The sequence below is a fragment of the Methylopila capsulata genome (genome assembly GCF_016907975.1).
In the GTDB taxonomy this organism is placed as follows: Bacteria; Pseudomonadota; Alphaproteobacteria; order Rhizobiales; family Methylopilaceae; genus Methylopila; species Methylopila capsulata.
The window spans coordinates 708,358-722,855 of record NZ_JAFBCY010000003.1 but is presented as its reverse complement, the minus strand read 5'-3'; the positions used below and the strand labels follow the sequence as shown (position 1 = coordinate 722,855).

The following is a 14,498-nucleotide window of genomic DNA, read 5'->3' as shown; positions in this document are numbered from 1 at the left end:
ATCGGATCAACCGCAATGCTTACCCATCTCCGCCCCGCCGTTGTCCTCCTGACGCTGTTCACGCTCGTCACGGGTGTCGCCTATCCCCTCGCGATCACCGGGATCGCCCAGACCATCGTCCCCTCCGCCGCCAACGGCTCGATGATCGAGAAGGACGGCGCGATCGTCGGCTCCCGCTTGATCGGCCAGTCGTTCGCGAGCCCGCGCTACTTCCACGACCGGCCGTCGGCCGCCGGAACGGCGGGCTACGACGCGGCCGCTTCCTCCGGCTCCAACCTCGGGCCGACGTCCAAGGCGCTCGCCGAGCGCATCGCCGGCGACATCGGCAGGGCGAAGGCGGAGGACGGAATCGCCGGCCCGGTTCCGGCCGATCTCGTCACGGCGTCGGGCTCGGGGCTCGACCCCGACATCTCCCCCGCCGCGGCCTTCGCGCAGGTCGACCGGGTGGCGCGCGCGCGGGGCCTGGCCGCCCCGGACCTGCGGGCGCTGGTCGAGCGCTCGATCGAGCCGCGCGCGTTCGGCCTGATCGGCGAGCCGCGGGTGAACGTGCTGGCGCTCAACCTCGCGCTCGACGGCGGCGCGAAGCCATGACGCGTCGGCGCGATCGCGGCGTATAACCTGCCGGAATGGCCGCAGACGCCCGCCCCTCTCCCGAAAGCTTCCTCGCCGCAGCGGCTCGCGGCGAGCGTGGGCGGCTGAAGATCTTCTTCGGCGCGGCCCCGGGGGTCGGCAAGACCTACGAGATGCTGACCGCGGCCCACGCCGCCAAGCGCGAGGGCGTGGACGTCGTGATCGGCGTGGTCGAGACCCACGGGCGGGCCGAGACGTTGGCGCTGGTCGAAGGCCTCGAAGCGCTGCCGCAGCGCGAGGTCGCCTATCGCGGCCGGACGCTTCAGGAGATGGACGTGGACGCGGTGCGGAAGCGCGCTCCTGCCCTCGTCCTGGTGGACGAACTGGCGCACGCCAACACTCCCGGCTCTCGGCATCCGAAGCGCCATCAGGACGTCGAGGAGCTGCTTGCGGCGGGGATCGACGTGCTGACGACGCTGAACGTCCAGCACCTCGAAAGCCTGAACGACGTCGTGGCCCGCATCACCCGGGTGCGGGTGCGTGAAACCGTTCCCGACCGGCTGTTCGATCTCGCGGATGAGGTCGAGGTCATCGACGTCACGCCCGACGCGCTGCGAAAGCGGCTTGCGGCCGGCAAGGTCTACGTCCGCGAGCAGGCGGAGCGCGCCGTCCGGCATTTCTTCCAGCCCGGCAACCTGACGGCGCTCCGCGAACTCGCGCTCCGCCGCACCGCCGAGCGCGTCGACAGCGACATGCGCGACTACATGGCCGCGAACGCGATCGAGGGGCCATGGCCCGCGAGCGAGCGCGTGCTGGTCGCGATCGACGAGCGCCCCGGCGCCGCGGCGCTGGTGCGCGCTGGAAAGCGTCTTGCGGACCGCGCCCGCGCGCCCTGGCACTGCGTCGCGATCGAGACCGCTCGACACGCGCGCATGTCGGAGGTCGAGCGCGACCGGGTCGCCGACACGCTCCGCCTCGCGGAGGCGCTCGGCGCCGAGGCGCTGATGCTGCCGGGCGGCGCCGACGTCGCGGACGAACTTCTGGATTTCGCGCGAAGCCGCAACGTCACGACGATCGTCGTGGGCAAGGCGAAGCGCTCCGCCTGGTTCACGCTCACGCGCGGCTCGGTGGTCGCGAACCTGATCGATCGCGCGGGTTCGATCGCGGTGCAGGTGATCTCGGGCGACAGCGAAACCGCACCGCCCAAGACGGTGGCGACGCGCCCCGACGATCGAACGGCGGGCCTGGCGGCCTACGCCGCGGCGGCGCTTGCGGTCGCGCTCGCCGGCGGCGTGGGGCTCGCGATCGACCTCGCCATCGACCTGCCCAACATCTCGCTGATCTTCGTGCCCGCGGTGCTGCTGGTCGCGGGCCGCTACGGCCTGCTGCCGTCGCTCGCGGCCTCGGTCATGTCGGCGGTCGCCTACAACGTCCTGTTTCTCGATCCGCGCTACTCGCTGACCGTCAACGACCCCGCGAACGTGGTCGCGCTCGGGTTCTTCTCGCTGACCGCGGTGCTGGCGAGCTCGGTCGCGGCCCGGGCCCGGGCGCAGACCATCTCGGCCCGAACCCAGGCGCGCGTGACAGCCGAGCTCTACGCCTTCTCGCGCAAGCTCGCGGCCGTCGCGACCGAGGACGATCTGCTGTGGGCCGCCGCCCATCAGGTCGCGCTCATGCTGAAGGCCGACGTCGTGCTGCTCACCGCCCAGCCCGACGGCCTCGCCATCGGCGGCGCCTATCCGCCGGAGGACGACCTCGTTCCGGCCGAACGCGCCGCCGCGACCTGGGCCTACGAGCACGACGAACCCACGGGCCGCGGCGCCCCGACGCTTCCCGGCGCGACCCGGCTGTTCCTGCCGCTCAAGACCAGCCGCGGCCGGCTCGGCGTCGTGGGCGTCGCGCGCGGCGTCGACGGTCCGGTGCTGACGCCGGTCGAGCGCCGCCTGCTCGACGCCCTGGCCGACCAGACCGCCGTCGCGCTCGAACGCGTCCGGCTCGGAGCCGACGTCGACCAGGCGCGGCTCGAGGCGGAGACTGAACGGCTGCGCGGGGCGCTGCTGACCTCCGTCAGCCACGACCTCAAGACGCCGCTCGCCACCATCATGGGGGTGATCACGAGCCTCCGGAGCTTCGGAAGCCGCTACGACGACGCCACCCGCGACGACATGCTCGCGAGCGCGCAGAGCGAGACCGAGCGGCTCAACCGTTTTGTGGCGAACCTGCTGGACGTGGTGCGGCTCGACGCCGGCGGCATGGCCGTGAAGCTGGAGCCGCTCGACGTCGAGGACATGGCCGGCGTCGCGCTCCGCCGCGCCAGCGCGGCGCTTGGCGACCGCGTCGTGACGCTCGACTTTCCCGACGAGCCGCTGGTGGCCCTTGGCGACCCCGTGCTGTTCGAGCACGCGCTGATGAACGTTCTGGAGAATGCAGGCAAGCACACGCCGCCAAGCGCCCGGATCGACATCCGCGGCGCGCGCGACGCGGGCGACGTCGTGCTGACCGTGACGGACGACGGGCCGGGGATCGCGCCGCAGGATCTGCCGCATGTCTTCGACCGCTTCTACCGCTCGGCTGGCGGCGACCGCAAAACCCCGGGCGCGGGCCTCGGCCTCGCCATCGCCAAGGGCTTTCTCGAAGCGCAGGGCGGCTCGGCGGAAGCTGGCCCCGCTCCGTCCGGCCAGGGCGCGCGCTTCGTGCTGCGCCTGAAGACGGACGCCGCCGCCGAAACCCGGAGCCCGTCCTGATGGCGTCCAGCGCGATCACCGTCCTGATCGTCGACGACGAGGCGCCGATCCGGCGTTTCCTGAAGGCGACCCTGGCTGTCAACGATTACAGGACGTTCGAAGCCGAGACCGCGGCCGAGGCGCTGCGTCTGCTGCGCCACGTCTCGCCCGAACTCGTGCTGCTCGATCTCGGCCTTCCCGACATGGACGGGCTCGACGTGATCCGCGCCATCCGCGCCGGGAGCCCGGTCCCGATCGTCGTGCTGTCGAGCCGAGGCGACGAGGCCGCCAAGGTCGCGGCGCTCGATCTCGGCGCCGACGACTACGTGACGAAGCCGTTCGGGGCCGACGAACTGATGGCGCGCATGCGCGCGGCGCTCCGCCACCGGCTTGCCGACCGTGGCGCCGAGCCGGTCTTCAGCGCGGGTCCGCTGACCGTCGATCTCGCGCGCCATCTCGTGACCCGCGACGGCGCGGAGGTGAAGCTCAGCCCCAAGGAGTTCGCCATCCTGAGGGAGCTGATCGTCCACGCCGGGAAGGTGTTGACCCACCGGCATCTGTTCCGCGCCGTCTGGGGCCAGGACGACGGCGACCAGACTTCGCTGCGGGTCTTCATCCGCCAGCTGCGCGTCAAGCTCGAAGCCGATCCCGCCCGCCCGTCGCTGGTTCTGACGGAACCCGGCGTCGGCTATCGACTTTCAGGATGACGGTCTCCGCTGGCTGTCCGAGAATGCGCCAAAGTCGTTTTCAAGCCTGATGGCTGAAGGAGCAGGTCATGACCGATAGCCCATCGTCGAAGTCGAAGGTCAAGAACGACGCGAAGGGCGCCATGGCGCCCTCGCAGGGCGACAGCCGGAACAACGGCGCGCACAGCGCAAAACCGGGCGGCGATCGAGACGCGACGCGCAAGCCGGACGACCACTCCGCGCCGCGGCGCCCGGTGACGGATCGCCGGGACGAGCCGAAGGACAGCTCGACCTGACTGCGACGTGCTGCCCGAGCCGCGCCGTCCCGACTCTCGGGGCATGGCGGCGGCTCTTCAGGAGCGGCGCCGCGCAGATCGCGCGCGGCGGACGACGAGCCCCGCGTTCGCTTGACCTCCGCCGTACCTGATGCTGACTGGCGAAGCCGCAAGACTGGGAGCTGGATATGCCGGAAAACACCAAGCAAGTGAGCGACGCTCAGGCGAAGAAGCGCGCCGATCGGCAAACGGCCAAGGCTCGGGCCAGGAAGCTGGCGGCGGATCCGAAAGCCGCGGCGCAAGCGCAGAAGCTTGCGGACAAGGAGGCGATCAAGAAGGCGAAGCGTCTCGATCGCAAGGTCGCGAAGATCGCCAACGCGGCCGCCGACGAGGCTGGCTGAGACGCGGTTCCGCGCGGCAGGCGAGGGGACTATCGCCGATTTGCGCAGGGGAACGTCGCGGATCGGTCGCGTCTCCTGTATGATGGCGAACTTGCACAAGGAGTTTGCTTTTGGATCAGGTCATTCAGGAGGGCCGTGAGGCCTTTGTCGCCGGCGTTGAAATGCGGCGTTGCCCCTACAAGGACTCCAGCCGGCGGGACGCCTGGCTGAAGGGTTGGGTCGAAGCCCGTCAGACCTCACGCGCGCCGGACTGACATCCGTCCGCTTTCAAAAAGCCGTCCGACGGCATCTCGTCGGGCGGCTTTTTCGCGCCTGGACGGCCGCTTCCGGGCGGAGAGGCGCCGCGTGCGTCGGTCGACGCGTTCCGCGCGCGATCCGCTCCCGGCGGCTTAGGTCGCCTGCGTGAGCGAGACACGCGCCTCGAGCGCCGCGGCGCTTTCCTTCCGCTCGCTGTAGCGGTCGGTCAGATGGTCGGAGACGTCGCGGGTGAGACGCGTGAACTTCACCAGCTCCTCCATGACGTCGACCACGCGGTCGTAATAGGCGGAGGGCTTCATGCGTCCGTCGTCGCCGAACTCCTCAAAGGCTTTCGCGACCGACGACTGGTTCGGGATCGTCAGCATGCGCATCCACCGGCCGAGGATGCGCATCTGGTTCACGGCGTTGAACGACTGCGAGCCGCCGGATACCTGCATCACCGCGAGCGTGCGTCCTTGCGTCGGCCGCACCGCGCCGAGGGCGAGGGGGATCCAGTCGATCTGGGATTTCATGACGCCGGTCATCGCGCCGTGCCGTTCGGGGCTCGTCCAGACCTGCGCCTCGGACCACAGCGACAGTTCGCGCAACTCCTGCACCTTGGGATGATCGACGGGAGCCCCGTCCGGCAGGGGAAGGCCCGTGGGGTCGAACACCTTCGTGTCGCAGCCCAGGCGCTTCAGCAGGCGCTCGGCCTCGAGGGTCAGCAGGCGGCTGTAGGAGACGGGCCGCAGCGAGCCATAGAGCAGCAGCACGCGGGGGGCGTGGGTCGAGCGCGGTCCGTGGAGACGCGAGAGGTCCGGCGTCGGGAGGAGGGCGTCCGTCACGTTCGGCAGGTCGGTCATCCCGCGCCTCGACCGCTCGCCACGACCTCGCCGTCCTCCTTGGTGAAGTCGTCGGCTAGGGGCGTAGGCAGGATCTCGAGCACGGCTTCCGACGGGCGGCAGAGCCGCACGCCGCGCGACGTGAACACGAACGGGCGGTTGATCAGAATGGGGTGCGCCAGCATGGCGTCGAGAATCCCGTCGTCGGTTACGCCCGGCTGGCCGAGACCGAGCGCCGCAAAGGGCGTTCCCTTCTCCCGGGCGGCCTCCCGCGGGCTCAGTCCGGCGTCGGAGATCGCCTTCGCCAACTCGTCGCGCGTCGGCGGCGTCTTCAGGTATTCGACGACGGTCGGCTCGACGCCCGCCGCGCGGATCATCGCCAGCGTGTTGCGCGACGTCCCGCAGGCGGGGTTGTGCCAGATGGTGACGGCCTCGCTCACAGCGGCCTCCTCAGGAACGGGTTTCGGGGGCGGCCGCGCGCACGCCGCGGGCCTCGTACCAGGGCTTCGAGCGGTTCACGATCCAGACGACCGACAGCATCACCGGAACCTCGATCAGCACGCCGACGACCGTCGCGAGCGCCGCGCCTGACTTGAAGCCGAACAGGCTGATCGCGGCCGCCACCGCGAGCTCGAAGAAGTTCGAGGCCCCGATCAGCGCCGACGGGCCGGCCACGCAATGGGCCTCGCCAGTCGCGCGGTTGAGCAGGTAGGCAAGGCCGGAGTTGAAGTAGACCTGGATCAGGATCGGAACGGCAAGCAGGGCGATGACGACCGGCTGGGCGATGATCTGCTCGCCCTGGAAGGCGAACAGCAGAACCAGCGTCGCGAGCAGGGCGGCGAGCGACAGCGGCTGGATCCGCGCCAGCAGGCGTTGGAGCGCAGCCGGTCCGCCAGACGCCAAAACCTGCCGCCGCAGCGCCTGAGCGACGATCACCGGCACGACGATGTAGAGGGCGACCGAGAGGATCAATGTTTCCCACGGCACGGTGATCGATGACAGTCCGAGCAGCAGAGCGACGATCGGCGCGAAGGCCACGATCATGATCGCGTCGTTGACCGCGACCTGGGAGAGGGTGAACAGCGGGTCGCCCTTGGTCAGGTTCGACCACACGAACACCATCGCGGTGCAAGGCGCGGCGGCCAGCAGGATCAGCCCTGCGATGTAGCTGTCGATCTGCTCGGCGGGCAGCCAGGGCCGGAACAGCCAGCCGACGAAGAGCCAGCCCAACAGCGCCATCGAGAACGGCTTCACCGCCCAGTTGACGAACAGCGTCACCGAGATCCCGCGCCAATGCGCGGCGACCTCTCGCAGCGCCGCGAAGTCGACCTTGACCAGCATCGGGATGATCATCAGCCAGATCAGCGCCGCGACGGGCAGATTGACCCGCGCGACTTCCAGGGCGCCGATCGCCTGGAAGAGGTCCGGCGCGGCGTAACCCAGCGCGACCCCTACGACGATGCACAGGAAGACCCAGACGGTCAGGTAGCGCTCGAACAGGGACATCGGTCAGGACCCCGCAGTCGGCGCGGGGGCGCAACCGCAGCTCCGCTCGAGCTGCTCGAAAACCGGGGCGCACACCTCGGGCCGTCCCCCGCAACAGTCCTCCAGCAGGTAGTTCACGAGGCCGCGCATGCCGTCGAAGTTCGCGGCGTAGAGGATCGACCGCCCGTCGCGGACGCCGGTGATCAGGCCCGCCCGCGACAGGATCGCGAGGTGCGTCGAAAGCGTGTTCTGAAGGCAGCCGAGGGCGTCGGCGATCCCCCCTGCGGGAAGGGGATTCGGCGCGATCGTCACAAGGTGCCGGAAGACCCGGAGCCGCGTGGGCTGGCCAAGCGCGAACAGCGCGTCGAGCGCCCCGTCTTCGTGGAGGCGGGCGCTCGGAGAGGCAGGGGCGGGCATTCGCGGCTCCGTGCGATCATGGACCCATTCTTATCGATAAATCGAAGAATGTCGATATGGGGATCGACGCCGGGGCGTGGCGGCGGTCGTCGCCCTTTCGCGACCGTCCTGTCAGCTTCCCTGCGCCGCGGTTTCTTATGTTGCAACGCCAAGCGCCATGCCGCTACAAGCGGACATTCGTTCGGACCCGGTGCAAGCCCGGGTGGCTCTTCCGGCCGCCGATCCGCCGGACCACGCAATCGACCCCACAGCGTTTCACGCCGCGCCTCGCGGCGGCGCGCGCTTGCGTCTTGCGGATGTTTCCATGACCCAAACCTCTCTCGCCTCCAGCCGGCTGTCCCGCTTTCGAGCGGACGTCCTGTCGGGCGTCGTCGTCGCCATCGCCCTGATCCCGGAGGCGATCGGCTTTTCGGTGATCGCCGGCGTCGACCCCAAGGTCGGCCTCTACGCCTCCGTGGTGATCGCCATTGTCATCTCGGTGGTGGGCGGCCGGCCGGCGATGATCTCGGCGGCGACGGCGGCTACCGCCGTCGTGATGACGCCGCTCGTGCGCGACCACGGCGTCGACTACCTCTTCGCCGCGACCCTTCTCATGGGCGTCTTCCAGATCGTCGCCGGGCTGCTGAAGCTGGGCCGGTTGATGCGGTTCGTCTCGCAGTCCGTCATGACGGGGTTCGTCAACGCGCTCGCGATCCTGATCCTCGCCGCCCAGGCGCCGGAACTCGTGAACGTCCCGCCCGCGACCTATGGGCTGATCGCGCTCGGACTGGCGATCATCTACCTGCTGCCGCGGGTGACGAGCGCGATCCCCTCGCCGCTGGTCGCCATCGTCGCGCTGACGGCTCTCGCGGCATGGCTCGGCCTCGACGTCCGCACGGTCGCGGATCTGGGCGAACTGCCGTCCAGCCTGCCGACGCTCGGGCTGCCCGCCGTGCCCTACACCTTCGAGACCCTGCGCATCATCGCCCCTGTCGCGCTGACGCTCGCGGCGGTCGGCCTGCTGGAGTCGCTGCTCACCGCGCAGATCGTCGACGACATGACCGACACGCCGTCGTCCAAGAACCGCGAATGCCTGGGGCAGGGCGCGGCCAACATGGCCGCGGCCGCTTTCGGCGGCATGGGCGGCTGCGCGATGATCGGTCAGTCGGTCATCAACGTCTCGTCCGGCGCGCGGGGGCGGCTGTCGACCTTCACGGCGGGGGCGTTCCTGCTGGTCCTGCTGGTGCTCCTGCAGGACCTTCTGAAGCTCGTGCCGGTCGCGGCGCTGACCGCCGTCATGATCATGGTGTCGCTCAACACCTTTTCATGGGGGTCGCTGAAGCGGCTGCGCACCAATCCGTGGCCCTCTTCGGTCGTCATGGTGGCGACGGTGGCGACGGTGGTCGCGACCCATGACCTCGCCAAGGGCGTGATCGTCGGCGTGCTGCTGTCGGGCGTGTTCTTCGCGGGAAAGGTCTCGCGCCTCAGCCGCGTGGTCTCGGCGCTCTCCCCCGATGGGCGCACGCGGACGTACAGGGTCGAAGGCCAGGTGTTCTTCGCGTCCGCCGGAGCCTTCGCCGAGCGGATCGATCTGCTGGAGGACGTCGATCGCCTCGTCATCGACGTCGCCGCAGCGCATTTCTGGGACATCTCGGCGATCGCGGCGCTGGACCGTGTGGTGCTGAAGGCGCGGGCGCTCGGACGCGAGGTCCAGATCGTCGGCCTGAACGAGGCCAGCGCCACCATGGTCGAGCGCTTCGCCGAGCACGACAAAGAGGCGCCGGCGTCCCGCGCCGCCCACTGACGGCGGAGCGGGCTTAACCTTTGGGTAGGATGTCGTGCGGGGAAAGCGTTCCCTGTCCGATCACGCGGAACGAATCCGGACCGTCGCGATCTGTTCCCCGTCAGGCCGGTCCGATCAGCTCAGCCGTCCCGCCGGCTTGTCGGACGCGACGTTGACGGCAAGGTTGTCCGCCAGATCCCGCAGCACGAGGATCAGGTCTTCCAGCTGCTTGGCGGTCGCCACGAGCTGGACGGCCTCGCTGTTGCGCATGGTCGGATCAAGGGCGAACTCGATCCGGAGCATGCCCGCCATCCCATCGGTCATCGCGGCGGTCTCGTAGCCGACGATCGGATTGACGGCGAGGCCGCCGCCCGGATGCCGTTTCCAGTCCTTCAGCGCCACTTTGCGGTTCCTCTCGACAACGAACGCAGCGAGACGTAACCAGCGATCGTCGTGGCGGCAAGCGTCGGACCGCGCGCGATCAGCGCGCCCGGGCGGCGAGCCGAGGTCCCGTCGCGACGTCGACAACTTCCGGCTTCGACACCTCGACCGGTTTGCCCCAGCCGCCGCCGAGCGCTTTCTGAAGCGCCACATAGTTCGTGGCGGCCAGCACGCGGCTGGCGAGCAGCGCGTCTTCCGCGTCGTAGAGCGAGCGCTCGGCGTCGAGCACATCGAGGAAGGCGGAGCTGCCGGCCCTGTAGAGCTCGCGGGACAGCCGGGCTGAATCCCGGTAGGCGGAGGCCGATGCGCCGAGCTTCGCGGTCCGCTCGCGCTCCTTGCGCAGGGCGACGAGCGCGTTCTCGACGTCTTCGAACGCTGTCAGCACCGAGGCCCTGAAGGCCACGAAGTACTGGTCCCGCTGGGCGCGCGCCACGTCGACCGCGGCGACGAGCGAGCCGCCCTCGAACAGCGGCACGTTCACCGAGGGTCCGTAGGACCAGCCGATCGTGGAGCGCTTCGCGAGGTCTCCGACCTTCGCGCTGGTGGTGGAGATGGATCCGGTCAGGCTGACGCTGGGGTAGAGCGCGGCCTCGGCCTGCCCGATCTTGGCCGTGTACTGCGCGAGCTGGCGTTCGGCGAGCCGCACGTCGGGCCGCGCCCGCAGCACGTCGGCGGGAACGCCCGCCGCCGGCATGCCCTTCGGCGCGGGGATCGGTCTGGCCGCGGCGAGGCGGGGCCCAAGCGCGCTCGGCGCACGGCCGGTGAGCACGCCCAGCCGGTGGACCGACTGCGCGAACGAGGTCTCGAGCGTCGGGATCTCGGCTTCGGTGGAGGCGGCCAGCCCCTTCGCGTTGGCGACGTCGACGCCCGAGGCCGAACCCGCCTCCAGCTTCTGCTCGGTGAGGCTCGCGGTCTCGCGCTGGGAGGCGGCGGTGCGGCGGGCGAGGGCGATCCGCGCCTGGTAGCCGCGCGCTTCGACATAGTTCTGCGCCACGTCGCCGATCAGCGTCAGCAGGGTGGAGCGCAGATCCTCCTCGGCGGCGTCGACGCCGTAGGTCGCGGCTTCGACCTCGCGGCGCGTGCCCCCGAACAGGTCGAGCTCCCAGCTGGCGTCGAAGCCGGCCTGGAAAGTGCTGGTCAGCGCCGATTTTCCCGTCCCCGTCTGGGTTGCGGCGGTCTTGGCGCGGTCGCCCGACCCGACGCCGTCGAGGGTCGGGAACAGGCCGCCGGCGGCCTGGCGCCGGGACGCCCGCGCTTCGCGGATCGAGGCCTTTGCGGTCGCAACGTCCAGATTGCCCGCCACCGCCTCGGAGACGAGCGCGTTGAGCAGCGGGTCATTCAGGTTGCGCCACCACTCGGCGAGTTGGGGCCGGGCCGGCTTGGTCGCCTCGGCCTCCGCGCCCCAGCGGGCGGGCAGCGACAGCGACGGCGTCCGATAGTCGGGACCGACCGCGCAGCCGGCCAGAAGGGCCGCCATCGAGACCGTCGCGAGGCGGCGCAGGAGGCGGCCGGTGGAAAGGCTCATCATCGTTCAGGCCTCCGACGGGGTGGCGGCGGCGGCCGCGGGTCGGCCCGGGAAGAGCCGACGGACCAGCACGTAAAGCAGCGGCGCGAAGAACACCCCGAGCAGGGTGGCCGCGATCATGCCGCCCATGACCCCGATGCCGATCGAGTTCTGCGCCCCTGAGCCGGCGCCGCTGGCGATGGCGAGCGGCGTGACGCCCAGGATGAAGGCGAAGGAGGTCATCAGGATCGGCCGCAGGCGCTGACGCGCCGCTTCGAGCGTCGCCTCCACCAGGCCCTGGCCCGCCGCCTGCCGCTCGATCGCGAACTCGACGATCAGGATCGCGTTCTTCGCCGCGAGGCCGATCGTCGTGAGCAGGCCAACCTTGAAGTAGACGTCGTTCGTCTGGCCGAAGAGCGTCGCGGCGGCGACCGCACCGAACACGCCGATCGGCACGGCGAGCATGACGGCGAGCGGGACCGACCAGCTCTCGTAGAGCGCTGCGAGGCAGAGGAAGACGACGAGGATCGAAATTGCGTAGAGCGCGGTCGCCTGGCTTCCCGAGAGCTTTTCCTGGTGCGACAGGCCGGTCCATTCGTGGGCGTAGCCCGGCGGCAGCGCCGCGATCATGCGGTCGATCTCGTCCATCGCGTCGCCGGAGCTGACGCCCGGCGCCGCTGTGCCCTGGATCTCAACGGCGGAGGAGCCGTTGTAGCGCTCGAGCCGAGGGGAGCCGTAGCTCCAGTCGCCCGTCGCGAAAGCGGAGAACGGCACCATCTCGCTGTTCGAATTGCGGACGTACCAGAGGCCGAGGTGGTCCGGCTGCATGCGGAACGCCGCGTCGGCCTGCACATAGACGGTCTTCACGCGGCCGCGGTCGATGAAATCGTTGACGTAGGCGCCGCCCCAGGCGGTGGAGAGCGTGGTGTCGACGTCGGACAGGTTAAGGTCGTAGGCGCTCGCCTTCTCCTGGTCGATCGCGACCGAGTACTGCGGCGTGTCCTCCATGCCGTTCGGCCGGACGCCCACCAGAGCGGCGTTCTGGGCGGCCTCGCCGAGCAGCCTGTTCCGGGTCGCCATCAGCGCCGCGTGGCCCGCGCCATTGATGTCCTGCAGATAGAAGCTGAAGCCGCTGTTGTTGCCGAAGCCCTGGATCGCGGGCGGCGCCAGCGCGAAGATCTGCCCATCGCGGATCGCGGAGAACGCCGCCTGCGCGCGGCGCGCGACCGCTTGCGCCGAGAGGCTGGCGTCCTTCCGCTTGGCGAACTCCTTGAGCTTGATGAAGGCGATGCCGACGTTCTGGCCCGACCCGCCGAAACCGAAGCCGACGCTGGAAAACACGCCGTCGACGGCGTCCGCCTCTTTGGTCATGTAGTATTCGCGAACCTGCTTCAGCGCGTTCAGCGTCCGGTCGGCGGTCGCGCCGACCGGCATCTGCACCGCCGTGATGAGCATGCCCTGGTCCTCCTCGGGGAGGAACGAACTCGGCAGCTTGGCGAACAGCCACGCCGTCGCGCCGCAGATCACCGCAAACGCCAGCAGCGCGCGGAGTGAGCGTCGGACCAGTCCGCCCACGGCGTTGCGATAGCCCGTCGCGAGCCTGTCGAACGTTCGGTTGAACCAGCCCGGAAAGCCGCGCCGGGGGCCATGCTTTTTCGGCTTCAGCAGCGTGGCGCAGAGCGCGGGCGTCAGGATCAGCGCCACGAGGGCGGAGAGAGCCATCGCGCTGACGATCGTGACCGAGAACTGCCGGTAGATGACGCCGACCGAGCCCGAGAAGAACGCCATCGGCACGAACACCGCCGAGAGCACCAGGGCGATGCCGACCAGCGCGCCCGTGATCTCGTGCATGGACTTGATGGTGGCGTCCTTTGGCGGAAGCTTCTCCTCCTCCATCACCCGCTCGACGTTCTCGACGACCACGATGGCGTCGTCGACGAGCAGGCCGATGGCGAGCACCATCGCGAACATGGTCAGCGTGTTGATGGTGTAGCCGGCGAGCGCCAGCACGCCGAAGGTTCCGAGCAGCACGACAGGCACGGCGAGCGTCGGGATCAGCGTCGCGCGCAGATTCTGGAGGAAGACCAGCATCACCACGAAGACGAGCACGATCGCCTCGAGCAGGGTCTTCACCACCTCCTCGATCGAGAGCCGGACGAACGGCGTGGTGTCGTAGGGGTAGTAGACCTCGACGCCCTCGGGGAAGGTCGCCTTCAGACGTTCGATCGCAGCCTTCACGGCGGAGGCCGTGTCGAGCGCGTTGGCGCCGGTCGCGAGGCTGACCGCGAGACCGGCGGTGTTCTTGCCGTTGTAGGACGCGGTGGTGGTGTAGTCCTCAGCGCCGAGCTCGACGGCCGCGACGTCGTTGAGGCGGACGATGGAGCCGCCCTCGGCGCTCTTGAGGATGATGTTCTCGAACTGCTGCGGCGTCTGCAGCCGGCTTTTCGCGGTGATCGTCGCGTTGAGCTTCTGGCCCCTGACCGACGGCAGGCCGCCGAGTTGTCCCGCGGAGACCTGCGTGTTCTGCGCCTCGATCGCGGAGGTCACGTCGCTCGGCATCAGCGCGTACTTCTGGAGCTTCGCCGGATCGAGCCAGATCCGCATGGCGTAGCCGGAGCCGAACAGCTGGGTCTGGCCGACGCCTTCGATGCGCTTCAGCGTGTCGTTGAGCGTGGAGTCGACGTAGTCGGCGAGATCGGTCGAGTTCAGCCGCCCGTCTTCCGAGGTGAAGGCCGCGACCAGAAGGAAGCCGCCGGTCGACTTCGTCACCGTCAGCCCGACGTCGCGGACGGCCTGCGGCAGTTGCGACTCGACGAGGTTGAGCTTGTTCTGGACCTGCATCTGCGCGACGTCGGGATCGGCCGCGTTGGTGAAGGTGATCTTGATCTCCGCCGAGCCGGACCAGGTCGAGGTCGAGGTCATGTAGTCCAGGTTGTCGAGCCCGGTCATGCCCTGCTCGATGACCTTGGTCACCGAGTTCTCGATGGTCTGCGCGTCCGCGCCGGAGTAGGTGGCGGAGATGTTGACGGTCGTCGGCGCGATCTCGGGATACTGCGAGATCGGCAGGTTCACGATGGCGAGCGCGCCGCCGAGCATCACTGCGATCGCCAGCACCCAGGCGAAGATCGGGCGATCGATGAAGAAGCGGGACATGG

General features: G+C 69.6%; 14 protein-coding genes and 1 other annotated feature. Of the genes, 7 read left to right on the top strand and 7 right to left on the bottom strand.

Annotated elements, in window-relative coordinates; translation table 11 throughout:
• The first annotated feature begins 15 nt into the window (after positions 1–15).
• The 6 genes from kdpC (at position 16) to JOD31_RS19840 (ending at position 4,909) form a co-directional block, all read left to right on the top strand.
• Positions 16–591: a potassium-transporting ATPase subunit KdpC gene (kdpC, locus tag JOD31_RS14560; RefSeq protein WP_204951146.1), complete on the top strand. Its 576-nt coding sequence runs from the start codon at positions 16–18 to the stop codon at positions 589–591.
• Positions 592–626: 35 nt separating this feature from the next.
• Entirely contained in the window at positions 627–3,314 is a 2,688-nt protein-coding gene (locus tag JOD31_RS14555) for a sensor histidine kinase (RefSeq protein ID WP_204951145.1), read from the top strand.
• Complete coding sequence (locus JOD31_RS14550) at positions 3,314–4,000, top strand: response regulator (RefSeq protein ID WP_204951144.1); 687 nt, start codon at positions 3,314–3,316, stop codon at positions 3,998–4,000. The genes JOD31_RS14555 and JOD31_RS14550 overlap by 1 nt, the downstream gene beginning before the upstream one ends.
• A gap of 68 nt (positions 4,001–4,068) precedes the next feature.
• Positions 4,069–4,275, top strand: a complete 207-nt coding sequence (locus tag JOD31_RS14545; protein WP_204951143.1) for a hypothetical protein — start codon at positions 4,069–4,071, stop codon at positions 4,273–4,275.
• A 167-nt stretch (positions 4,276–4,442) separates the two neighbouring features.
• Entirely contained in the window at positions 4,443–4,655 is a 213-nt protein-coding gene (locus JOD31_RS14540) for a hypothetical protein (protein WP_204951142.1), read from the top strand.
• Positions 4,656–4,759: 104 nt separating this feature from the next.
• A complete protein-coding gene (locus JOD31_RS19840) occupies positions 4,760–4,909 on the top strand; it encodes a ribosome modulation factor (RefSeq protein WP_428980910.1) in 150 nt (49 codons plus the stop codon).
• 135 nt (positions 4,910–5,044) lie between these two features.
• On the opposite strand, the gene arsH is transcribed toward JOD31_RS19840, so the two are convergent.
• Genes arsH through JOD31_RS14515 form a run of 4 tightly spaced genes read right to left on the bottom strand, consistent with a single transcriptional unit; the run spans position 5,045 to position 7,636 of the window.
• On the bottom strand, positions 5,045–5,755 hold the full coding sequence (gene arsH / locus JOD31_RS14530) for an arsenical resistance protein ArsH (RefSeq protein ID WP_204951141.1): 711 nt from the start codon (positions 5,753–5,755) through the stop codon (positions 5,045–5,047).
• A complete protein-coding gene (gene arsC, locus JOD31_RS14525) occupies positions 5,752–6,174 on the bottom strand; it encodes an arsenate reductase (glutaredoxin) (RefSeq protein WP_204951140.1) in 423 nt (140 codons plus the stop codon). The genes arsH and arsC overlap by 4 nt, the downstream gene beginning before the upstream one ends.
• A 10-nt stretch (positions 6,175–6,184) precedes the next feature.
• A complete protein-coding gene (gene arsB, locus JOD31_RS14520; protein WP_204951139.1) occupies positions 6,185–7,240 on the bottom strand; it encodes an ACR3 family arsenite efflux transporter in 1,056 nt (351 codons plus the stop codon).
• A gap of 3 nt (positions 7,241–7,243) precedes the next feature.
• Positions 7,244–7,636, bottom strand: a complete 393-nt coding sequence (locus JOD31_RS14515) for an ArsR/SmtB family transcription factor (protein ID WP_204951138.1) — start codon at positions 7,634–7,636, stop codon at positions 7,244–7,246.
• A 180-nt stretch (positions 7,637–7,816) separates the two neighbouring features.
• Positions 7,817–7,872, top strand: a sequence feature (sul1 is cis-regulatory element that is thought to sense ions involved in sulfur or methionine metabolism; They are found in Alphaproteobacteria).
• Positions 7,873–7,940: 68 nt separating this feature from the next.
• Here JOD31_RS14515 and JOD31_RS14510 point away from each other — a divergent pair.
• Positions 7,941–9,419, top strand: a complete 1,479-nt coding sequence (locus JOD31_RS14510) for a SulP family inorganic anion transporter (protein WP_204951137.1) — start codon at positions 7,941–7,943, stop codon at positions 9,417–9,419.
• Positions 9,420–9,533: 114 nt separating this feature from the next.
• Here the strand turns inward: JOD31_RS14510 and JOD31_RS14505 are convergent, their stop codons facing one another.
• From JOD31_RS14505 to JOD31_RS14495, 3 genes are all read right to left on the bottom strand, one after another.
• Positions 9,534–9,800 (bottom strand): hypothetical protein, encoded by a 267-nt coding sequence (locus JOD31_RS14505; protein ID WP_204951136.1) that lies wholly within the window; start codon positions 9,798–9,800, stop codon positions 9,534–9,536.
• Between the two features lie 79 nt (positions 9,801–9,879).
• Positions 9,880–11,364 carry an efflux transporter outer membrane subunit gene (locus JOD31_RS14500; protein ID WP_428980909.1) on the bottom strand — a complete coding sequence of 495 codons (1,485 nt, stop codon included), beginning with the start codon at positions 11,362–11,364 and terminating at the stop codon, positions 9,880–9,882.
• 6 nt (positions 11,365–11,370) lie between these two features.
• Positions 11,371–14,496: an efflux RND transporter permease subunit gene (locus tag JOD31_RS14495; protein WP_204951134.1), complete on the bottom strand. Its 3,126-nt coding sequence runs from the start codon at positions 14,494–14,496 to the stop codon at positions 11,371–11,373.
• Positions 14,497–14,498 lie beyond the last annotated feature (2 nt).

Coding starts and splice junctions, on each gene's coding strand:
- kdpC (WP_204951146.1), top strand. CDS start 16: ATGCTTACCCATCTCCGCCCCGCCGTTGTCCTCCTGACGCTGTTCACG.
- JOD31_RS14555 (WP_204951145.1), top strand. CDS start 627: ATGGCCGCAGACGCCCGCCCCTCTCCCGAAAGCTTCCTCGCCGCAGCG.
- JOD31_RS14550 (WP_204951144.1), top strand. CDS start 3,314: ATGGCGTCCAGCGCGATCACCGTCCTGATCGTCGACGACGAGGCGCCG.
- JOD31_RS14545 (WP_204951143.1), top strand. CDS start 4,069: ATGACCGATAGCCCATCGTCGAAGTCGAAGGTCAAGAACGACGCGAAG.
- JOD31_RS14540 (WP_204951142.1), top strand. CDS start 4,443: ATGCCGGAAAACACCAAGCAAGTGAGCGACGCTCAGGCGAAGAAGCGC.
- arsH (WP_204951141.1), bottom strand. CDS start 5,755: ATGACCGACCTGCCGAACGTGACGGACGCCCTCCTCCCGACGCCGGAC.
- arsB (WP_204951139.1), bottom strand. CDS start 7,240: ATGTCCCTGTTCGAGCGCTACCTGACCGTCTGGGTCTTCCTGTGCATC.
- JOD31_RS14515 (WP_204951138.1), bottom strand. CDS start 7,636: ATGCCCGCCCCTGCCTCTCCGAGCGCCCGCCTCCACGAAGACGGGGCG.
- JOD31_RS14510 (WP_204951137.1), top strand. CDS start 7,941: ATGACCCAAACCTCTCTCGCCTCCAGCCGGCTGTCCCGCTTTCGAGCG.
- JOD31_RS14500 (WP_428980909.1), bottom strand. CDS start 11,364: ATGAGCCTTTCCACCGGCCGCCTCCTGCGCCGCCTCGCGACGGTCTCG.
- JOD31_RS14495 (WP_204951134.1), bottom strand. CDS start 14,496: ATGTCCCGCTTCTTCATCGATCGCCCGATCTTCGCCTGGGTGCTGGCG.